Genomic DNA, 19,671 nt, shown 5'->3' on the forward strand with positions numbered 1-19,671 from the left:
TGTAGTCAAGCCGCCGACGGGGCAGCCAGGTAGGCCAGCACGCCCTCGGCGGCGCGGCGACCACTGGCGAAACAGGCCGTGAGCAGGTAACCGCCGGTCGGGGCCTCCCAGTCGAGCATCTCGCCGGCGCAGAACACACCGGGAAGGGCGCGCAGCATCAGATGCTCGTCCAGCGCGGCGCGGCGAACGCCGCCGGCGCTGCTGATCGCTTCTTCCAGCGGGCGAGGGCGTACCAGGGTAAGCGGCAGGGCCTTGATCGTTCGGGCAAGGCGAACAGGGTCCTGGAAGGTCGCCGCATCGGTCAGTTCTCGCAGCAATGCTGCCTTGACACCGTCCAGACGCAGTTGCCCTTGCAGATGGCGCGCCATGGAGCGGCTCCCGCGGGGCTTGTTCAAGGCGGCCTCTACCTGACCGAGGGTTCTGGCCGGTAGCAAGTCGACGAACACTTCACAGGCTCCGTTGCGATTGATCGCTTCACGGATCGGCGCCGAGAGGGCATAGACCAGGCTGCCCTCGATGCCGCGCTCGGTCACTACGCATTCTCCCGCCCGGGCCGGCTGCCCTGGCAGGCTCAAGGCAATGTTCTTCAGCGGAGCGCCTGCGAAGCGCTCCGTGATCATCGCGCTCCAGGCTGATACTTCGAAGCCACAGTTGGCCGGTTGCAAAGCGCGGGTTTCAACGCCGCGGGCGTTCAGCCACGGCAGCCAGGCGCCGTCCGAGCCTAGCCGTGGCCAGCTGCCACCGCCCAGGGCCAATATGGTTGCAGCAGGTCGCAAGGCCAAGGCTTCGCCCTGATGATCCAGGCACAGGCTGCCATCCTCGTTCCAGCCCAGCCAGCGGTGGCGGGTGTGGATAACCACGCCCTGGTCACGCAAGCGCTTGAGCCACGCACGGAGCAAGGGCGCGGCTTTCATATCGGTGGGGAATACCCGCCCGGAGCTGCCGATGAACGTCTCGATGCCCAGCTCGTGTATCCACTGCCGCAGGGCGTCGGCGCCCAAGCGTTCCAGCCAGGGGCCGACCCAGTCGGCCTGTTCGGCATAGCGATGCACGAAGGCCTGCGCTGGTTCGCTGTGGGTGATGTTCATGCCGCCTACCCCGGCGAGCAGGAATTTGCGGCCTACCGAGGGCATGGCGTCATACACCGCCACGGCTATGCCAGCCTGGCTAAGCACTTCGGCCGCCATAAGTCCGGCCGGGCCTCCGCCCATAACTGCCACTTGCGCAGGAGCCTTCACCGCCATTTCGCCTCGCCTGAAAAAGTGCGCTAGTTTACCGGAGGATATCCACGGGTACCTGCTCAAAATTTAACCAGCAGCTGGGCGGCCCTGTGAATAAAGGCGCTTTAACGGTTTCGCTCAGGTTATCCACAGCCGGCTCCACAGTGAATGTGGGTAACCTGTCCGCGTTGCCTGGCGGCCTTGGTTATTCACATGCAGCGGGTTTGCCATAGCTCGCTGGCTACCCTATGAAGGATGCCATGACGACGAGCCAACGCCTGGCGGTCTTTACTGTAACCGCCGCCAATTACCCCCATCACCGCAATGCTGCGGTTCAGGCAATGTTCCAGCACTCGCTTGTCGCGCGCGGCCACGCCAGCGTCGGTGAGCTGCAGATACCCGAGGGCGTCGTCTCGATGCACGTCTACGCCAGCGTCGTACAGCACCAGGTCAGGTTGATACAAGGGCAGGAGGTAATTGAGGGCATCCTCCACCACCTGAAGATAAGCCGCGTCGCCCATGCCCAAGGGTAACGGGATATCCCAATCGCTCTGGGCCTTGCGTACCGGAAAGTTCTTTTCACAATGCAGCGATACGGTAATGGCGTCGGGCACGTCCGCGAGCAGACGCGCCGTTCCGTCGCCCTGATGTACGTCGCAGTCAAAGATCAGCACACGCTGTACCCTGCCGGCCTCCAGGAAGTAGCGGCTGACCACGGCCAGATCATTGAATATGCAAAAGCCGGAAGGGTAATCGTAATGGGCATGATGGGTGCCGCCGGCCAGGTGACAGGCCAGGCCATGCTTCAAAGCCAGCTCCGTGGTGAGCAGCGAGCCCCCTACGGCGCGCACGGTGCGCCTGGCCACGGCCTCGCTCCAGGGCAGGCCCAGGCGCCGCTGGTCTTCACGGGACAACTCGCCGGCCATGTAGCGCTCTATGTAGTCGGGCGCGTGGGCCAGGGCCAGCACCTCGGCGGCGCAAGGTTCGGGCCGGTGCAGCGCTTGGTCGCAGGCGATTCCCGTGGCGAGCAAATGGTCATGGAGCAGGCGGAACTTCTCCATGGGAAAGCGGTGGTCCGCTGGAAACGGTGGGCTGTAGTCGTCGTGGTAAACCAGAGGCAGGTGCATGGTGATCCGCATGGCTAAAGCCTGGAGTGTGCCAGCTTTATCCACAGCTGCCCACGGCAGGCGGGCGGTGGCGGAGAACATCAAGGTATGATGGCTGCCTGGGTATTTTGTAAGGCGAGGTAACACTGCAATGAGCCATGTGCTGGATGATCTGGTCAACCTGCTGACCTTGGAGCCCATCGAAGAAAACCTGTTCCGCGGGCGCAGCCAGGACCTGGGCTTCCGCCAACTGTTCGGCGGCCAGGTGCTGGGGCAGTCGCTGTCCGCGGCCAGCCAGACCGTAGAAGAGGCGCGTCACGTCCATTCGTTGCACGGGTACTTCCTGCGTCCCGGGGACGCTTCCCTGCCAGTGGTGTATATGGTGGACCGGGTTCGTGACGGCGGCAGCTTTTCCACACGCCGGGTCACCGCCGTGCAAAAGGGCAACACCATCTTCACCTGCTCGGCCTCTTTCCAGTACGACGAAGAAGGCTTTTCCCACCAGAGCCACATGCCCGAGGTGGTAGGTCCGGAAAACCTGCCCACTGAACTGGAGTTGATGCGTCACCGGGAAGAGCTGATTCCGCTCCACATGAGAGAAAAGCTGCTGTGCCCCAAGCCCATCGAAATCCGGCCAGTGACAGAGCGCGACCCCTATAACCCCACGCCCGGCGATCCGGTCAAGTATGTGTGGTTCCGGGCCGATGGCCAGCTGGCGGACCTGCCGGCCTTGCACAAATACGTGATGGCCTACGCTTCGGACTTCAACCTGCTCACCACTTCGCTGCTGCCTCATGGCAAGAGCGTGTGGCACCGGGACATGCAGATGGCCAGCCTGGATCACGCCCTGTGGTTCCATGGCAACCTGATCGCCGACGACTGGCTGCTGTACGCCCTGGATAGCCCTTGGGCGGGCAACGCTCGCGGCTTCGCCCGTGGCAGTGTCTACAACCGGGCGGGCCAACTGGTCGCTTCGTCCGCCCAGGAAGGGCTGATCCGCCATCGGAAGGACTGGGCCTGATGCTGAGTGAGATTCGCCACTGGGTCTTCGACATGGACGGCACCCTCACCGTGGCGGCCCATGATTTCAATGCCATCCGGCTAGCCTTGGACATTCCTTTAGAGGAGGACATCCTCGGTCACCTGGCCGCGCTTCCACCGGCCCAAGCCGCGGTGAAGCATGCCTGGTTGCTGGAGCATGAGCGTGAACTGGCCCTGGCCGCCAGGCCCGCGCCCGGGGCCGTGGCGTTGGTCCGCTACCTGGCCGAGCGCGGCGTGCGCCTGGGCGTGCTGACCCGCAACGCCCGCGAGCTGGCCCATATCACCCTGGCCGCCATTGGCCTCGGTGACTGCTTCGCCCGCGATGATGTGCTCGGCCGCGACGAAGCCGCCTTCAAGCCCAGCCCGGAAGGCCTGCATAAACTCGCCCAGGCCTGGCAAGTCGCCCCCGCCGAGATGGTGATGGTGGGCGACTATCGCTTCGACCTTGAGGCGGGCCGCGCCGCCGGTACACGCACGGTACTGGTCAACCTGCCCAGCAACCCCTGGCCGGAATTGGTGGACTGGCATGCGGTGGATTGTGGGGTGTTGCTGGATAAGATCAAGCCGCCACAGAGGATCGAATAACCTCGAGCCAGTGAGGGCTGGCGAATAGGCTTTGGTTAGCTCGGCCAATTCGCCAGCTCCGCTGGCTCCTACAACTGCTTGGCGTTGAAGGTGTCGCACCGATCCAGCTGCCCGCTTTCGAAGCCGGTCTTGAACCACTTCACTCGCTGCGCCGAGGTGCCGTGGGTAAAGGAGTCGGGCACTACCCGCCCTTGACCTTGCTCCTGCAGGCGGTCGTCGCCGATGGCATTGGCGGCGTTGAGGGCTTCTTCCACATCTCCGGCCTCGAGCCAGTTCAGGCGTTGCTGGGCATGGTTGGCCCAGACGCCTGCGAAGCAGTCGGCCTGCAGTTCCTGGCGAACCAGCAACCCATTGTTGCCTTCCATTCGCTGGCCTTGCTGGCGCGCTGCGTCTACCTGGCGGGAAATGCCCAGCAGGGTTTGTACATGGTGGCCTACTTCGTGAGCGATGACGTAGGCCTGGGCGAAGTCGCCCGCGGCCTGGAAGCGCTGGCTCATTTCATTGAAGAAGGAAGTATCCAGGTACACCTTGCGGTCGCCTGGGCAATAGAACGGGCCGACGGCAGAGGAGGCCAGGCCGCAGGCTGAGTTGACCCGGCCATTGAACAGCACCAGGGTAGGGTCCTCGTATTGGCGGCCGCCCTCCTTGAAGATGGCCTGCCAAGTGTCCTCGGTGTCACCCAGGATGGACCGCACGAATTCGGTCTGGTCATCGGTGGCGGGCGTGCTGCGTTGTTGCACTGGCGCAGGGCCCGTGGCCTGGCCGGCCAGTTGCCCCAGTATTTGCATCGGGTCCTGGCCGGTGAGCAGACCGAAACCCACGATCAGCACCACCGCCCCGAGGCTCAGGCCCTTGCCGCCGATGCGAAGCCCGCCACCGCCATAACCGCCACCGCCCCCGTCACCACGGGCATCCACTACGTTGTCACTGCGTCGGCCTTTTTTCCAGAGCATGCTGGGCCCTCTCCGTTTTGTATTTGGCATAACCATTTGGTTATGTCAGCACCGCGTATTTTCAGTTCCCGCCGTCTTCCGGTTGGCGGACACTCTCAGCCTGCGTATTGATTCATGCGACCTATAAATCCAATAACAGGAGATCGACATGTCTGAACAAGACACCAGTCGCTTCATCATCCGTGACCGCAATTGGCACCCCAAGGCGCTGACCCCCGACTACAAGACGTCGGTACCGCGCTCGCCCCGCCAGGCCTTGGTGAGCATTCCGCAAACCGCAAGCGAAAGCACCGGCCCAGACTTCTCGCACCTCAAGCTCGGTAAGTTCGACAACGATCTTCTGCTGAATTTCAATAATGGCGGCCTTCCCATCGGGGAAAGGGTGATCGTGGCGGGCCGCGTGCTCGATCAGTTCGGCAAACCCGTGCCCCACACCCTGGTGGAGATGTGGCAGGCCAACGCCGGGGGCCGTTATCGCCACAAGAACGACCGCTACCTGGCCCCGCTGGACCCGAACTTCGGCGGCGTGGGCCGTACCCGCACCAATGCCGAAGGCTATTACAGCTTCCGCACCATCAAGCCGGGCCCGTACCCGTGGCGCAATGGCCCGAACGACTGGCGCCCGGCGCATATTCATGTGTCGGTAAGCGGGCCGTCCATTTCCACCCGCTTGATCACCCAGCTGTACTTCGAAGGCGACCCGCTCATTCCTCTATGCCCGATCGTGAAATCCATCGCCAACCCTGAGGCGATTCAGAGCCTGATCGCGCGGCTGGACATGACCAACGCCAACCCCATGGATTGCCTGGCCTACCGCTTCGATATCGTGCTGCGCGGCCAACGCCAGACCCATTTCGAGAATTGCTGAGAGGAGCGCCGTCAATGCCTGTTCAAATTCTGCCGGAAACCCCTTCGCAAACCGCTGGCCCCTATGTGCATATCGGCCTGGCCCTGGGTGTGGCGGGTAACCCCACCCGCGAGCAGGAAATCTGGAACGAAATGGCCAAGCCCGGGGCGCCGGGTGAGCACATCCTGCTGGTCGGCAACGTCTATGACGGCAACGGCCATCTGATCCGGGACTCCTTCCTGGAGTTCTGGCAAGCGGATCATCAAGGCCGTTACGACACCGAGTTCAACCTGGAAAAGCCCTTCAATAGCTTTGGCCGTACCGCCACCACCTTCGATGCCGGGGAGTGGAGCCTGCAGACCATCAAGCCGGGCGTGGTCACTACCACGGCGGGCATTCCCATGGCGCCCCACATCAACGTCAGCCTGTTTGCTCGGGGAATCAACATCCACCTGCAAACCCGCATCTATTTCGACGACGAAGCCGAGGCCAACGCCAAGTGCCCGATCCTCAACCTGATCGAGCAACCCCAGCGGCGTGAAACCCTGATTGCACGGCGTTGTGAAGTGAACGGCAAAACCGCTTACCGCTTCGACATCCGCGTGCAGGGAGAAGGCGAGACGGTGTTCTTCGACTTCTGAGCCCCATGCAGCCTCCTGTGCCAGCGGGGCGGTGGAGTGTCAGTCCCACTTCGGTGCGAAGTCGGGGCTGACCAGACGTTGATCCTTGGGCAACTGGGCGATGAGGGCACGGTCTTCATCATCCAGTCGTACCTTGAAAGCCTCCAGGTTGCTTCGCTGGTTATTGATGCTGGCCGCCTTCGGAATGGCGGCGACGCCCTCCTGATCCAGCAACCATTTCAGCGCGACCTGGGTGGGCAATACCCCATGCTTGTGAGCGATCTGCTGCAAGGCTTGGTAATCTGAAAGGCGGTTGCGCGCCAACGGGCTGTAGGCAGTGAGCGCGATCTGGTGCTGCCGGCAAAAGTCCAGCAGCGGCTGCTGATCCAGCGCTACGTGATACTCCACCTGCAGCGCGGCCAAGGGCGCCTTCAATTCCTCGACCGCTTGGCGCATCAGAGCCAGGGGAAAGTTCGCCACGCCAATGGCCTTGGCACGGCCGCTCTCATACAAAGCAGTCAAGGCGTCCAGGCTGGCTTGCAGGTTCCAGTCACCGCGGCCAGGCCAATGAATCAAAAACAGGTCCACGTAGTCGGTGCGCAATGCCTTGAGGCTGTCCTCGAAGGAGGCTTGCAAGGCGGCAGGTTCCAGCTTGTCCCACCAGACTTTGGTCGTCACATGGATGTGTTCGCGGGGCACATCCGTGGTGCTGAGCGCCTCGCCAACCGCGGCTTCGTTGTTATAGGCCGCGGCGGTATCGATATGTCGGTAGCCCAGCTCCAGCGCGCTGAGCACCGCGCGGGTGCATTCGGCATCGAGCATGGGCCAGGTGCCCAGGCCGAGCTTGGGCAGGTTCAAGCCGTGTGCGTTGCTGATGGTTTCCATAACAGCCTCCTTGGTGATCAATCCTGCGGTGCACCGGCCGCATGACGACCGGCAATGTAACCGAAGGTCATGGCCGGGCCCAGGTTGATGCCGCCGGCCGGGTAGTACCCACCCATGATGCTGGCCATGTCGGTGCCTACGGCATACAAGCCCTGAACCGGCGAGCCATCGGCGTTCAACACCCGGGCCTGGGCGTCGGTGTCCAAGCCGGCGAAGGTGCCAAAGCTGCCTGGGCGAACCTCCACGGCATAGAAGGGGGGATGCTGCAAAGGTGCCACGCAGGGGTTGGGGCCATGGCGGGGGTCGCCCTGCTTGCGGTTGTAGGGGGTGGTGCCTCGACCGAACTGGGGGTCGTTGCCAGTACGGGCGTGTTCGTTGAAGGCAATGAGGGTTCGTTCCAAGGCTTGTGCGTCGATCCCGCACGTGTGGGCCAGCTCGGTGATGGTCGCGCCGCGCTTGAGGTAACCGCAGCGCACCATGGGCTCGACGGGGAAAGGGAAGGGGCGGGCGATGCCCAGGCCATAGCGTCGCAGGAAGCGGTGATCGCAGATCAGCCAGGACACCACGTTATCGCCAGGCGCCTGGTCGATCATGGCCTGGGTGTAATCGTAATAGCCATCGGCCTCGTTGACGAAGCGTTCACCGTTGGCCAGCACCGCGAATACGCCAGGCTTTCCTCGATCGATGATATGAGGAAAGTGGCCGTAGGCGCCGCCGGGGTAGGGCACCTTGGACACCGGGCACCAGGCCGCGGGGCTGGCCAGGTCGGTGGCGACAACGCCGCCCACGCTTTCCCCCAGGCGAAGGCCATCGCCACTGACTTCTTGTGGTGGCAACGCCAGGTGCTCCTGGCCTGTAGGGATACGCGGAAACAAGGCGCGACGGCGCGCTTCGTCATGGGCGAAGCCGCCCGTTGCCAGGACCACGCCTCGCCGTGCATGCACCCGTACCCGTCCTTTGGGGGTAACCACCTCGGCGCCCGTGACGCGCCCATCCTGCTGAATCAGCCGCCGGGCAGGCGCTTGTGGCCAGAGCAGCACACCCAGGTCTTCGGCGGACTTGGCCAGGCGCGCGATCAGGGCCACCCCATTGACCAAGTGAGTAGCACGCCCTTTCAGAAGCAGGCCCAGGCAGTGAGCGGCGACGCGTCTTGTCACGTGCCAGGCCGAGCGCCAGGAGCGGGTGAGGCTAAGAAAGGCAGCCAGGTCCGGACCGGCCATGATGGGCATCCCCATCACAGCGGTTTCCCGCAGCGTGTGCCTGAGCTTGGGTAACAGCCTGCCCAGACCATAGGCGCTGATCGGCGCGGCGATTACCGAGCGGCCGCCAGTGCCGGCGCCTGGCGACGCGCCATGAATGTCCGCGATGGCATTACCGTCCACGAACTGTAGCGAGGTGTACTGCTCGAAGAAGGCCACCATCTCCGGCCCTGCCTTCAGGAAGGCGTCCACGCGCACAGGGTCGAAGCGCTCGCCCAGTTCATGCTCGAGATAGCGGCGCGGTTCACTCAATGGCTCCACGATGCCGGCTCGCCGGGCCAGGGGATTGCAAGGTATCCACATCCAGCCGCCGGACCAGGCGCTGGCACCACCCAAGACCGGCGCTTTCTCGACAACGATTACACTGAGGCCATGCCAGGCGGCGGTCACGGCGGTGGCTAACCCTCCAGCACCAGAGCCGATTACCAGCAGATCGCAATCTACGCTTGGAAAAGGGTGAAGGGGTTCGGACATTGCAACTCCAAAGGCATGGTAATTATTGGAACCTTGTTCCAGAATTGTAGGGCGCCAAACCCAGGCTTCGCTATGCGGCCCGCTGAAAAGCGGGCGAAGATCGCACAGCGCTCCTTTGGCCTCTCATTGTGCCGATCATTAAGGGCTCAGCATGGCCGGAAGTCAGATAGAACGAGCCTTTCGCGTGGTCGAGAGGCTGACCCATGAGCCGCGGGGCCTTTCCTTGCAAAGCCTGGCCGAGGCCTTGGACCTTCCCAAGAGCGCCGCGCACCGCTTGCTCACCGAACTCACCCGCTTGGGCTACGTGCGTCAGAATGCGGAAAACCTTCGCTACCTGCTGACCACGCGCCTGGTGGCCCAAGGCTTTCGCTACTTGGGCCACAGCGGTGTGGATATCGTGCAGCCCATCCTGGATCGCCTGGCTGAGCAAACCGCGGAGCTCATCCGGCTGGGCGTGGTCGACGGCGCGCGCCTGACCTGGCTGGCCAAGGCCCAGGGCGCTCGTAGCGGGCTGCGCTATGACCCAGACATGGGGCGTGAGGCACCCTTGTTCTATACCGCCTCCGGCCATGCCTGGCTGGCCACGCTCAATGACGACCAAGCCATGGCCTTGGTGGAAGCCCAGGGAATTGCGCCGGCGGAAGGGTTCGGCCCCAATGCCCCGCGCAACACGGAGCAATTGTTGGCACGGCTGCGCCTGGCGCGCGCTCAGGGTTATGCCTGGGTGATCGAGAGTTCGGCGGTGGGGATGTCTGCCCTGGCGGTGGCGGTACGTCATCCCGACAGCGGCGCCACCCTGGGTGTACTCAGCGTCGCGGGGCCGACTGCCAGGCTGCCCGAGGCCCGGCTTCATGGCCTGGCCCCGGCGACACAGGCCGCCGCGGTGGAACTGGCTCAGGCCAGCATGGCCTGCGAATGGTTTCGTTGATCCAAGGCTTGTATTGAACCTGGAACTCCGTTCTAAATATCAGCATCCCTTCAGGTGGCAATGTTCATGCGGCGACCTTTTTCCCTGGCGGCACTCACCGTGCTCGAACTGTCTCCGGTGGAGATGATCGAAGTCGCCGCGCGCGCAGGCTACAGCCATGTCGGCTTGCGCACCGAGCCAGCCACTTCGGCAGAGCATCACTATCCTCTCCTGGCGGACGCTGCCTTGCGCCGCGCCACCCTAGCGCGCCTGCGGGATACCGGGATCCGGGTCCTGGACCTGGAAATTCTCAGGTTGAAGCCTGACACCCAGGTGCGCGCGTTCGAGTCACACCTGGCCTTCGGTGGCGACTGCGGGGCGACCGAGCTGCTGGTAGCGGGTAACGACCCCGACCTTTCCCGCTGCGCCGAGCGCTTTGGCCAGTTGTGCGAGCTGGCCGCCCCTTACGGCATCCATCCCCATCTCGAATTCATGCCCTGGACGGACGTGCCGGACCTGGCCACGGCCATCAGCGTGGTGGAGCAAGCCGGGCAGGCCAATGGCTGCGTGCTGGTGGATGCGTTTCATTTCAACCGTTCCGGCTCTTCCCTGTCGCAACTGGAACAGTTGCCGCCCGGCCGCATGCGCTACGCTCAGCTCTGCGATATCGCGGGGCCGCCCCCCGCGGACATGGCCCGCATACTGTATGAAGCGCGCAATGAGCGCTGCATGCCCGGGGACGGAGATTGTGATTTGCCCAGCCTGCTACGAGCGTTGCCACCGGCTATCTCATTGAGCCTGGAAATTCCTACCCGCCGCCTGCTGGAACAGGGAATGAGCCCGCTGGAGCGCGCCACCCTGGCATTGGAAGCGACTCATCGCGTACTGGAACGCCTCTGCCCATGACTAAGTCCGCCCTCTCGCTGACCGGCTCCAGCCAACCGCTGAAGGGCATGTTGCTGATGGTGATCGCGACCTTGCTGTTCGCCAGCCATGACGTGCTCTCCAAGTACCTGTCGGGCATCTATCCGGTGATGCTGGTGATCTGGGTCCGCTATTTCGTGCATACCTTGCTGATGATGGGCATCTTTCTGCCACGGTCGGGGCTTCGCATCCTTCGCACTCGTCGGCCGCTGCTGCAGATTCTCCGCGCCCTATGCCTGCTGGGCACGAGCCTGCTCTTCACTTCTGGCCTGCAGTACATTCCCCTGGCCGAAGCCACGGCGGTCAACTTCCTGGCCCCCTTGCTGGTGACCGCGCTGTCGGTTCCGCTACTGGGTGAACGTGTCACGGCCGGACAGTGGACAGCCGTACTGATCGGCTTTTGCGGCGTGGTCACCATCGTTCACCCGGGTGGGGATCTGTTTACGCCCGCGATTCTTTTTCCTTTCGGCTCGGCCCTGTGTTTCTGCTTCTACCAGATCCTGACTCGCAAAGTGGCCGAGGTGGACAGCCCCACCACCAGCAACTTCTTTGCGGGCGTATTCAATACCCTGCTGATGAGCGCCGTGGTGCCGTGCTTCTGGCACTGGCCAAGCTGGCTCGATGGCATCTTCATGCTGGCCCTCGGCACCTGCGGCATGACGGCCCACCTGTTGCTCACCCAAGCCTTTCGTCATGCGCCACCGGCGCTGCTCGCGCCCCTGGGGTACTGCCAGATCGTCTTCGCCGGCCTCTATGGCCTGCTGATTTTCAATCACCAGCCCACCGGTCTTACGATCATCGGCATTTGCGTGATCTGTGCCAGTGGCGTGGCTGCGGCATGGCTGCAGCGTCGCGCCAAGGCTGCGGAACCCTCTTCAGCCAAATCGGCCCAATCAACGGAGGCGGTTACCCCTGTTGCGCCGATAGAGCCCGCCAAGACGGCCTAGCGTGGGCGGTAATCGAACAGAAAACTAACCGGTTGGTACGCTAGAGCAGCGGGTTTTTCGGGTATAAACGGTCCGACAAAACCCAGAAATCTTTTGGTCAGCCCAGGCTGGCCAGGCGCAGTGCGAACGGTTCGGTCAAGCCGCCACGCGCAGCCTTCAGGAGTGACAGCATGCACCGTTCGATCGCCACCGTATCCCTCAGCGGCACCTTGCCAGAAAAACTCGAAGCCATTGCCGCCGCCGGGTTCGATGGGGTGGAGATCTTCGAAAACGACCTTCTGTATTACGACGGAAGCCCGCGCGAAGTGCGCCAGATGTGCGCCGATCTGGGCATTGCGATCACACTGTTCCAGCCGTTTCGAGATTTCGAAGGCGTGCGGCGCGATCGCTTGGCGCGCAATCTGGAGCGCGCCGAGCGCAAGTTCGACCTCATGCAGGAGCTGGGCACCGACCTGGTGCTGGTGTGCAGCAACGTTGCCCCCGATGCCCTGGGTGATCATGCGGTTCTGGTGGAGGACATGGCGCTGCTGGCCGAGCGGGCAGGAGAGCGTGGCTTGCGCATTGGCTACGAAGCCCTGGCCTGGGGGCGCCATGTCAACACCTGGCAGCAGGTATGGGACATCGTTCGGGAAGTGAACCACCCTAGCCTGGGCATGATCCTGGACAGCTTCCATACCCTGTCGCTGCGCGGCGACCCGCGAGCCATCGCCCAGGTACCGGCAGACAAGATCTTCTTCGTGCAAATGGCCGACGCGCCAGTGCTGGCCATGGATGTGCTGGAGTGGAGCCGTCATTTCCGCAACTTCCCCGGCCAGGGCGATTTCGACCTTCCCGGTTTCCTGGCGCCTATCCTGAAAACCGGCTATCAAGGGCCATTGTCCCTGGAAATCTTCAACGATGGCTTCCGCGCTGCCCCGCCTCGCGGCAATGCCGCCGACGGCCTGCGTTCGCTCTTGTACCTTGAAGAGAAAACACGTCAGTTGCTGGCCGCCGAAACGGATACCCAGGCCACCGCCAAGGTCGCCAGCGAGCAGTTGTTCAGCACACCCGCGGCTGCGCCTTACGACGGCGTCGAGTTCCTTGAGTTCGCGGTGGACGAAGCCGCCGGCGCCAAGCTCAAGCACTGGCTTGGCCAGCTGGGCTTTACCGTGGCGGGCCAGCACCGCTCCAAGAATGTCACCCTGCTGCGTCAGAACGACATCAATCTGATCCTCAATTCAGAACCCTATTCCTTCGCGCACAACTTCTTCGAAGCCCATGGCCCCTCGCTTTGCGCCACTGCCCTACGGGTGCGCGACGGCGCCGAGGCGCTGCAACGCGCGGTCGCCTACAAGGCGCAGCCCTACCGCGGCCTGGTCGGCCCCAACGAACGGGAGCTGGCGGCAGTGCGGGCGCCCGATGGCAGCCTGATCTACCTGGTAGACCAGGATGCCCAGGGCCGCACCATCTACGAGACGGACTTCAATCTCAACACGCTGACACCTGCTGGCACAGGCGGCCTCAAGCGCATCGACCACATGGCCATGGCGCTGCCGCCCGACGCGCTGGACAGTTGGGTGCTGTTCTACAAAAGCGTGCTGGACTTCACCGCTGACGACGAAGTAGTGCTACCCGACCCCTACGGCCTGGTGAAAAGCCGGGCCATCCGCAGCCGCTGCAGCACCGTGCGCCTGCCACTGAACATCTCGGAGAACCGAGGCACGGCGATTTCCCATGCGCTCTCGTCCTATCGAGGCTCGGGCGTGCATCACATCGCGTTCGATTGTGACGATATCTTCGCCGCGGTCACCCAGGCCAAGGAGGCTGGCCTGCCGTTGCTGGAAATTCCGCTCAACTATTACGACGATCTGGCCGCGCGCTTCGACTTCGACGACGAATTCCTCAGCGAGCTGGCGTACTTCAACGTGCTCTACGACCGCGATGCCAACGGTGGCGAGCTGTTCCATGTGTACACCGAGCCCTTCGAGAACCGCTTCTTCTTCGAGGTGATCCAGCGCCGGGGCGGTTATGCCGGTTACGGAGCCGCCAACGTGGCGGTGCGCCTGGCGGCCATGGCCAAGGCGCGCAGTGGAACCGCGCGGCAGACACGTTTGTAAGCGCGGAGCCAGGGGGCGGATTGCCCGGGGCTGCTTCCTTCCAGCGCCCCGGCGGCTCATAATCACCGCTGACCCACACAGGCCCAGAGCCCATGACAATAACATCAGACGCGCCGGAAACCGGCACGCCCAAGCGTATCCGCAAGAACAACCCGGAAAAGACCCGGGAAAGCATCCTCCAGGCGGCAATCACCGAATTCGTTGCGCAGGGCCTCGCTGGCGCCCGGGTAGACGCCATCGCCGAGCGGACGCAAACGTCCAAGCGGATGATCTATTACTACTTCAACAGCAAGGAGCAGCTGTACGTCGAGGTGCTGGAGAAGCTGTACGGCGATATCCGGCAGACCGAAAGCAGCATGCATCTGACCGAACTGGACCCCTTCGAAGGGCTCAAGCGCCTGGTGGAGTTCACCTTCGACCACCACGACCGCAACGTGGATTTCGTGCGCATCGTCTGCAACGAAAACATCCACCAGGGTGAATACATCAAGCAGTCACGCTCCATTCGCAGCATGAACCGCACCGTGCTGGACCAGATCGAGGCGCTTCTGGCCAAGGGCGTGGCGAGCGGGGTGTTCCGCCAGGGCCTGCAAGCCATGGACGTGCACATGCTGATCAGCTCGTTCTGCTTTTATCGGGTATCGAACCAGCATACCTTCGGCGAGATCTTCCAGGTGGATTTCAAGGACCCCGTCCTGAAACAGCACCACCGGGAAATGATCGTGGACGCGCTCGTACGTTTCGTCAAAGCCTGACCTGGCCCCAAGCCAGCCCGGGCGCGCTGGCTTGGCGTCGACCGGGCCTGCGGCCGTCAGCCGTTCATGCTGTGGAAATGCGCGGTCATGCGTTCGGCATCCGCTTCCAGGCCGGTGAACAGCTCGAAGGCCTTCACGGCCTGGAACACCGCCATGGTACTGCCATCGAGGGTGCGGCAGCCCAGAGCCCGGGCATCCTTGAGCAGCTGGGTTTCGAGGGGGAAATAAACGATTTCAGCCACCCATAACTCGGGCCGCAAAAGTGCCTTGGGCACGGGCGTGCCGGGCAGCTTGGCCATGCCCATGGGCGTGGTATTGACGATACCGTCCGCCTCACCCACGGCAACGGCGAGGTCGTCACCTACCCGCGCCGGCTGGCCCGGGAAGTGGGCGTTGAGGTTGTCGACCAGGGTACGCGCGCTCTGCGGGTTCACGTCGAACAGGGTCAGCTGGCGTACCCCTTCCAGCAGCAAGGCATGGGCCACGGCCGAGCCGGCGCCACCGGCGCCCATCTGAACCACCCGCTGGCGAGGCGCATCGACGAGGCCGCGCCGGAAGCCTTCGGCGAAGCCCAGGCAATCGGTATTGTGGCCCACCCGCTTGCCATTCTTGAGCACCACGGTGTTCACCGCGCCTATGCCCTGGGCTTCGCTGGATAGCTCGTCGAGATAAGGAATGATCGCCTGCTTGCTGGGGAAGGTAATGTTCAAGCCGGTGAAGCCCATGCGTTGGGCCGCAGTGAGCAGTTCTTCGAGGGCACTGTTGTCCAGCTTCAGCGCATCCAGGTCGATCAGCCGATACACATAGCCAAGCCCTTGGGCCTTGCCTTCCTGTTCATGCATGGCGGGCGTGCGGGATAACTGGATGCCCGAACCGATAAGCCCGGCAAGGACGCTGGGCTGGGCCGCGCGGGCGGCGGGAACTGCGCTCATGATAAAACTCCATTGTTATTCTTGGCCGGGGCCGCTGGAAGTAAATTGTACCACCCGGTTACTTAGGTCAATGGCTCGAGCAGCCTCTGCCGTGCCCAGGCAAAAAAACCGGGCGGCAATCGGTCAACGTTGCCCAGAGACGTTGGCTCCCGCTTTCGGCGCCAGGCTCCAGGCGTCCATGCCTGCCGCCAGGGTCAGTATCCCCACGGCGCAAAAGGCCAGGTGAAAGGCCTCAAGACTCCCCGGGCTGACTTCCAGCAGGCCTTCCGCGGCGCGCAGAAGAATCACCGCTGCGGCTATTCCCAAACCGAACGCCAGTTGCTGCACCATGCTGAACAGCGTATTGGCCGAAGTCATCAAGGGCGCGGGCATGTCGGCGAAGGCCAGGCTGTGATAGGCGGTGAAGCCCATGGAGCGGGCCATGCCAGAGATGATCAGCACTGGCACCATGAGCCAGAGCGGCGTAGCCGGCGTCATGGCGGCGCAGGCGAAGCAGGTGGCTGCCAACACCGCGATGCTGGCCAGCAGCGTGGCACGGAAGCCCAGGCGGCGCAGGATGGGCGAGGTCATAGGTTTCATGCCGATATTGCCAGCGAACAGGGCAAGTACCAGCAACCCCGACACATAGGGTTCGAGGCCGAAGCCGAGCTGGAACATCAGCGGCAGCAGGAACGGCGCCGTGCTGACCATGGCCCGGTACAGGGAGCCGCCGCGAACGGTCACCGCATAGGTATGGACCCGCAGGGCTTCCAGGCGCAGCAGCGGCGCCTGGGCCTTGCCCAGGTGGCGATACAGGGCCCAAAGCAGCAGGGCGCTCGCCCCCAGCCAGAGGTAGTTGGCCGCGGCGGCGGGCGCCTTGCCTACCTGTTCCAGGCCGTGCACCAGGCTCGCGCAGCCCAGGGCGCAATAGGCGAAGCCGATCAGGTCGAACGGCTGTGGTTGAGTAGCCGCGGGTTGCTGGGGCATCAGCCGCCAGGCAAAGACCAAGGCCAACAGCCCAAGGGGAAGATTGAGCAGGAAAATCCAATGCCAGGACGCATAGCTGGTGATGAAGCCGCCCAAGGGCGGGCCCAGCACTGGCGCCACCAGCCCTGGCCAGGTAATCAACGCGATGGCGCCAAGCAGGTGTTGCTTTTCGGTATTGCGCAGTACCGCCAAGCGACCCACTGGCACCATCATGGCACCGCCCACCGCCTGCAGCGCCCGGGCGAGCACGAACTGCCAGAGGGTCTGGCTGCCGGCGCACAGTACCGACGCCAGGGTGAACAGCAACAGCGCCCCCATGAACACCCGTCGATGGCCGAAGCGTTCGGCCATCCAGCCGCTGGCGGGAATGAAGACCGCCAGCGTCAGCACATAGGTGGTGATACCCACGTTCACGTCCACCGGGCCCACGCCGAAGGACCTCGCCATGGCAGGTAGCGCGGTGACGATGACGGTGGCGTCCAGGTTGTCCATGAAGAAGGCGGCGGCCACCAGCAGGGCCAGCCAGCGCGCCCGCGAAGGCGAGGCGCCAAGGGTAGTCGTTGTGCTCACAAGCCCTCCGGAGTAGAGGGCGATGAAACGTCCTGGCCTGCGGCTTTGTCAACCTGAGGTGGCGGCTTGGCAACCATGGGGCAGGCCAGGTTCAGGCTGCTGTACCCACGTGCTGGCTTTGAACAGCCCCCGCAGCGAATGAGAGACCGCAGCCTGGCTCAGGCTCCCTGTTGTCCTTCGCCAGGGTTCAGCGCCGCGTGAGCAGTACCCCGGCTTCCATGTGATGGGTATAAGGGAACTGGTCGAAGAGGGCGCAACGCACCACCTGGTGAGTATCGTTCAACTGCGCCAGGTTGGCGGCCAGGGTTTCCGGATTGCAGGAGATATACAGGATGTTGTCGAAGCGCCGAGTCAATTCGCAGGTCTGCGGGTCCATCCCGGCCCGAGGCGGGTCCACGAAGACCGTACCGAAGGCATAGGCTGCCAGATCTACACCTTGCAGACGACGGAACTCGCGAACGCCGTTGAGCGCCTGGGTGAGCTCTTCGGCCGACAGCCGCACCAGAGTGACGTTGTCGACGGCGTTATCCGCCAGGTTGTGCAGCGCCGCGGCGACACTGGTCTTGCTGATCTCGGTTGCCAGAACCCGGCGTACCCGGGTAGCCAGGGGGAGGGTGAAGTTGCCATTGCCGCAGTACAGCTCCAGCAGGTCATCCTCGCGCTGCCCCAGTACCTCATGGGCCCAATTGAGCATGTGGCCGCACACCTGGGCATTGGGCTGGGTAAATGCGCCTTCCGGCTGGCGGTAGCTGAAGGTGCGGCCGGCGACCGTCATGCGCTCGGTAACATGGTCCTGGCCGATCACCAGGCGCTGCCCACGGGAGCGGCCGATCAGGCTGACCCCCAGTCGCGCCGCCAGGGCGTGCGCAGCCTGCTCCCACCGAGTATCCAGCGGGCGGTGATAGCACAGCGTAATCAGCGCCTCCCCGGTCAGGGTCGTCAGGAATTCAACCTGGAACAGCTTGTGGTCAAGTACCTCATCCGCCTGCCAGGCCGCCTTGAGCTGTGGCATCAGCTCATTGATGCGGGCACTGGCTACTGGAAACTGCTCGATCAGGATAGGCGTGCGTTTGTCGCCAGGGCTGAACATCGCATAGTGGCGTTGGCCGCCTTCGCGCCACAGGCGGAACTCGGCACGCATGCGGTAATGCTCCCGGGGCGACTCGAAGACGTCCGGCGCGGGCGCGTCGAAGGGCGCCAGCAGGGCCTTCAGCCGGGCCACCTTCTCGTCCAGCTGCTGCGCGTACCCCGCCGGGTTCAAGCCGCTCATGCGTTGAACCAGGCCAGCTTGATCACGAACAACACCGAAAGGATGATCAGCGCAGGGTTCAGGTCGCGGGTTCGACCGGACACCAGCTTGATGGCCGTCCAGGTGATAAAGCCGAATGCGATACCGTTGGCGATGGAGTAGGTCAGGGGCATGGCCAGGGCCGTGACCACCACCGGCGCGGCCTCGGTAATGTCCTCCCAGTTGATTTCCGCCAGGCCCGACGCCATGAGCACGGCCACGAACAGCAAGGCTGGGGCCGTGGCGTAGGCCGGTACGCTGCCAGCCAGGGGCGCGAAGAACAATGCCAGCAGGAAGAGTACCGCCACTACGATGGCCGTCAGGCCGGTACGGCCACCGGCGCTGACCCCGGCGGCGGACTCGATGTAGCTGGTGGTGGTGGACGTGCCCAGCAGCGACCCGGCCATGGCGGCGGTGCTGTCGGCGATCAGCGCGCGGCCCATCTTGGGCATGCGCCCGTCCTTGCCCATCAACCCGGCGCGCTTGGCCACGCCGATGAGGGTGCCAGAGTTGTCGAACAGGTCCACGAACAGAAAGGCGAAGATCACGCTCACCAGGCCGATGTTCAGCGCGCCGGCGATGTCCAGTTGCAGGAAGGTGGGAGCCAGCGAAGGCGGCATGGAGACCAGCCCGTTGAACGGGCTCAGGCCCAGCAGGATGGATACCACGGTCACTGCCAGGATGCCGATCAGCACCGCGCCACGCACCTTGAGGGCTTCCAGGCCCACGATCAGCACGAAGCCCAAGGCTGCCAGGATGGCGCCAGGCTGCTTGAGGTCACCCAGGCCGACCAGGGTGGCGGGGTTATCCACCACGATGCCGGCGTTCTGCAGGGCGATCAATGCCAGGAACAGGCCGATGCCCGCGGCAATGGCGCTGCGCAACGGCAGCGGGATGCTGTTCACGATCCACTCGCGGATCTTGAAGATGGACAGCAGGAAGAAGCACACCGCCGACAGGAACACCGCGCCTAGGGCCACCTGCCAGCTGTGGCCCATGTGCAGTACCACGGTATAAGTGAAAAAGGCGTTCAGCCCCATGCCGGGGGCCAGGGCGATGGGGTAGTTGGCGATCAGCCCCATGGTGGCCGAGCCGATGGCCGCGGCCAGGCAGGTGGCGACGAAGATGGCGCCCTTGTCCATGCCCGTGCCGCCCAGGATGCTGGGATTGACGAACAGAATATAGGCCATGGCCAGGAAGGTAGTTACCCCTGCCAGGATCTCGGTGCGCACGTTGGTATTGTGTGCCCGTAACTGAAACAACCTTTCCAGCATGCCCGCTCCCCAAAGCGTCTCA

Annotated in this window: 18 protein-coding genes; 9 read left to right on the forward strand and 9 right to left on the reverse strand. The window is 63.6% G+C overall.

The window, feature by feature from the left end:
- Positions 1 to 5: 5 nt before the first annotated feature.
- Together BN1188_RS11460 and BN1188_RS11465 are read right to left on the reverse strand one after the other, a co-directional pair.
- Entirely contained in the window at positions 6 to 1,244 is a 1,239-nt protein-coding gene (locus BN1188_RS11460) for a TIGR03862 family flavoprotein (RefSeq protein WP_040261618.1), read from the reverse strand.
- Positions 1,245 to 1,429: 185 nt separating this feature from the next.
- Positions 1,430 to 2,347: a histone deacetylase family protein gene (locus tag BN1188_RS11465; RefSeq protein ID WP_040263863.1), complete on the reverse strand. Its 918-nt coding sequence runs from the start codon at positions 2,345 to 2,347 to the stop codon at positions 1,430 to 1,432.
- Positions 2,348 to 2,477: 130 nt separating this feature from the next.
- Here BN1188_RS11465 and tesB point away from each other — a divergent pair, with 130 nt between their 5' ends.
- Together tesB and BN1188_RS11475 are read left to right on the forward strand one after the other, a co-directional pair.
- Complete coding sequence (tesB, locus tag BN1188_RS11470) at positions 2,478 to 3,347, forward strand: acyl-CoA thioesterase II (protein ID WP_040261619.1); 870 nt, start codon at positions 2,478 to 2,480, stop codon at positions 3,345 to 3,347.
- Positions 3,344 to 3,952: an HAD family hydrolase gene (locus BN1188_RS11475; protein WP_040263864.1), complete on the forward strand. Its 609-nt coding sequence runs from the start codon at positions 3,344 to 3,346 to the stop codon at positions 3,950 to 3,952. Before tesB ends, BN1188_RS11475 begins: the two co-directional genes overlap by 4 nt.
- A 68-nt stretch (positions 3,953 to 4,020) precedes the next feature.
- Here BN1188_RS11475 and ypfJ read toward each other — a convergent pair whose 3' ends face one another.
- A complete protein-coding gene (gene ypfJ, locus BN1188_RS11480; protein WP_040261620.1) occupies positions 4,021 to 4,905 on the reverse strand; it encodes a KPN_02809 family neutral zinc metallopeptidase in 885 nt (294 codons plus the stop codon).
- A 148-nt stretch (positions 4,906 to 5,053) separates the two neighbouring features.
- On the opposite strand from ypfJ, the gene pcaH reads away from it, so the two are divergent.
- Entirely contained in the window at positions 5,054 to 5,773 is a 720-nt protein-coding gene (gene pcaH, locus BN1188_RS11485) for a protocatechuate 3,4-dioxygenase subunit beta (RefSeq protein ID WP_040261621.1), read from the forward strand.
- 14 nt (positions 5,774 to 5,787) lie between these two features.
- Positions 5,788 to 6,393, forward strand: coding sequence for a protocatechuate 3,4-dioxygenase subunit alpha (gene pcaG / locus BN1188_RS11490; protein WP_040261622.1), 606 nt, complete (start codon positions 5,788 to 5,790; stop codon positions 6,391 to 6,393).
- Positions 6,394 to 6,432: 39 nt separating this feature from the next.
- Here the strand turns inward: pcaG and BN1188_RS11495 are convergent, their stop codons facing one another.
- Positions 6,433 to 7,257 carry an aldo/keto reductase gene (locus tag BN1188_RS11495; protein ID WP_040261623.1) on the reverse strand — a complete coding sequence of 275 codons (825 nt, stop codon included), beginning with the start codon at positions 7,255 to 7,257 and terminating at the stop codon, positions 6,433 to 6,435.
- Between the two features lie 17 nt (positions 7,258 to 7,274).
- A complete protein-coding gene (locus tag BN1188_RS11500; RefSeq protein WP_040261624.1) occupies positions 7,275 to 8,990 on the reverse strand; it encodes an FAD-dependent oxidoreductase in 1,716 nt (571 codons plus the stop codon).
- A 151-nt stretch (positions 8,991 to 9,141) separates the two neighbouring features.
- On the opposite strand from BN1188_RS11500, the gene BN1188_RS11505 reads away from it, so the two are divergent.
- The 5 genes from BN1188_RS11505 to BN1188_RS11525 all read left to right on the forward strand — a co-directional run bounded on the left by BN1188_RS11505 (position 9,142) and on the right by BN1188_RS11525 (position 14,619).
- Positions 9,142 to 9,918 (forward strand): IclR family transcriptional regulator, encoded by a 777-nt coding sequence (locus BN1188_RS11505; RefSeq protein ID WP_040261626.1) that lies wholly within the window; start codon positions 9,142 to 9,144, stop codon positions 9,916 to 9,918.
- 66 nt (positions 9,919 to 9,984) lie between these two features.
- Complete coding sequence (locus BN1188_RS11510) at positions 9,985 to 10,803, forward strand: sugar phosphate isomerase/epimerase family protein (protein WP_040263865.1); 819 nt, start codon at positions 9,985 to 9,987, stop codon at positions 10,801 to 10,803.
- Positions 10,800 to 11,768 carry a DMT family transporter gene (locus tag BN1188_RS11515; RefSeq protein WP_084596206.1) on the forward strand — a complete coding sequence of 323 codons (969 nt, stop codon included), beginning with the start codon at positions 10,800 to 10,802 and terminating at the stop codon, positions 11,766 to 11,768. Before BN1188_RS11510 ends, BN1188_RS11515 begins: the two co-directional genes overlap by 4 nt.
- A gap of 170 nt (positions 11,769 to 11,938) precedes the next feature.
- Positions 11,939 to 13,864 carry a 3-dehydroshikimate dehydratase QuiC gene (gene quiC, locus BN1188_RS11520; protein ID WP_040261627.1) on the forward strand — a complete coding sequence of 642 codons (1,926 nt, stop codon included), beginning with the start codon at positions 11,939 to 11,941 and terminating at the stop codon, positions 13,862 to 13,864.
- A 92-nt stretch (positions 13,865 to 13,956) separates the two neighbouring features.
- Positions 13,957 to 14,619: a TetR/AcrR family transcriptional regulator gene (locus BN1188_RS11525; protein ID WP_040261628.1), complete on the forward strand. Its 663-nt coding sequence runs from the start codon at positions 13,957 to 13,959 to the stop codon at positions 14,617 to 14,619.
- Between the two features lie 56 nt (positions 14,620 to 14,675).
- On the opposite strand, the gene BN1188_RS11530 is transcribed toward BN1188_RS11525, so the two are convergent.
- From BN1188_RS11530 to BN1188_RS11545, 4 genes are all read right to left on the reverse strand, one after another.
- Positions 14,676 to 15,551, reverse strand: a complete 876-nt coding sequence (locus BN1188_RS11530; RefSeq protein ID WP_040261629.1) for a shikimate dehydrogenase — start codon at positions 15,549 to 15,551, stop codon at positions 14,676 to 14,678.
- A 123-nt stretch (positions 15,552 to 15,674) separates the two neighbouring features.
- Positions 15,675 to 17,087 carry an MFS transporter gene (locus BN1188_RS11535; protein WP_040261630.1) on the reverse strand — a complete coding sequence of 471 codons (1,413 nt, stop codon included), beginning with the start codon at positions 17,085 to 17,087 and terminating at the stop codon, positions 15,675 to 15,677.
- Positions 17,088 to 17,274: 187 nt separating this feature from the next.
- On the reverse strand, positions 17,275 to 18,357 hold the full coding sequence (gene trmA / locus BN1188_RS11540; RefSeq protein ID WP_040261631.1) for a tRNA (uridine(54)-C5)-methyltransferase TrmA: 1,083 nt from the start codon (positions 18,355 to 18,357) through the stop codon (positions 17,275 to 17,277).
- Entirely contained in the window at positions 18,354 to 19,649 is a 1,296-nt protein-coding gene (locus BN1188_RS11545) for an NCS2 family permease (protein ID WP_040261632.1), read from the reverse strand. The genes trmA and BN1188_RS11545 overlap by 4 nt, the downstream gene beginning before the upstream one ends.
- Positions 19,650 to 19,671 lie beyond the last annotated feature (22 nt).

The sequence above is a fragment of the Pseudomonas massiliensis genome, assembly GCF_000826105.1.
GTDB lineage: Bacteria > Pseudomonadota > Gammaproteobacteria > Pseudomonadales > Pseudomonadaceae > Aquipseudomonas > Aquipseudomonas massiliensis.

Excerpts from the sequence above, each read along its gene's own strand:
- BN1188_RS11495 (WP_040261623.1), bottom strand. The coding sequence starts at position 7,257 with ATGGAAACCATCAGCAACGCACACGGCTTGAACCTGCCCAAGCTCGGC.
- BN1188_RS11525 (WP_040261628.1), top strand. The coding sequence starts at position 13,957 with ATGACAATAACATCAGACGCGCCGGAAACCGGCACGCCCAAGCGTATC.
- quiC (WP_040261627.1), top strand. The coding sequence starts at position 11,939 with ATGCACCGTTCGATCGCCACCGTATCCCTCAGCGGCACCTTGCCAGAA.
- BN1188_RS11505 (WP_040261626.1), top strand. The coding sequence starts at position 9,142 with ATGGCCGGAAGTCAGATAGAACGAGCCTTTCGCGTGGTCGAGAGGCTG.
- BN1188_RS11515 (WP_084596206.1), top strand. The coding sequence starts at position 10,800 with ATGACTAAGTCCGCCCTCTCGCTGACCGGCTCCAGCCAACCGCTGAAG.
- BN1188_RS11545 (WP_040261632.1), bottom strand. The coding sequence starts at position 19,649 with ATGCTGGAAAGGTTGTTTCAGTTACGGGCACACAATACCAACGTGCGC.
- BN1188_RS11465 (WP_040263863.1), bottom strand. The coding sequence starts at position 2,347 with ATGCACCTGCCTCTGGTTTACCACGACGACTACAGCCCACCGTTTCCA.
- trmA (WP_040261631.1), bottom strand. The coding sequence starts at position 18,357 with ATGAGCGGCTTGAACCCGGCGGGGTACGCGCAGCAGCTGGACGAGAAG.
- BN1188_RS11510 (WP_040263865.1), top strand. The coding sequence starts at position 9,985 with ATGCGGCGACCTTTTTCCCTGGCGGCACTCACCGTGCTCGAACTGTCT.
- pcaH (WP_040261621.1), top strand. The coding sequence starts at position 5,054 with ATGTCTGAACAAGACACCAGTCGCTTCATCATCCGTGACCGCAATTGG.
- BN1188_RS11500 (WP_040261624.1), bottom strand. The coding sequence starts at position 8,990 with ATGTCCGAACCCCTTCACCCTTTTCCAAGCGTAGATTGCGATCTGCTG.
- tesB (WP_040261619.1), top strand. The coding sequence starts at position 2,478 with ATGAGCCATGTGCTGGATGATCTGGTCAACCTGCTGACCTTGGAGCCC.
- ypfJ (WP_040261620.1), bottom strand. The coding sequence starts at position 4,905 with ATGCTCTGGAAAAAAGGCCGACGCAGTGACAACGTAGTGGATGCCCGT.
- pcaG (WP_040261622.1), top strand. The coding sequence starts at position 5,788 with ATGCCTGTTCAAATTCTGCCGGAAACCCCTTCGCAAACCGCTGGCCCC.
- BN1188_RS11530 (WP_040261629.1), bottom strand. The coding sequence starts at position 15,551 with ATGAGCGCAGTTCCCGCCGCCCGCGCGGCCCAGCCCAGCGTCCTTGCC.
- BN1188_RS11460 (WP_040261618.1), bottom strand. The coding sequence starts at position 1,244 with ATGGCGGTGAAGGCTCCTGCGCAAGTGGCAGTTATGGGCGGAGGCCCG.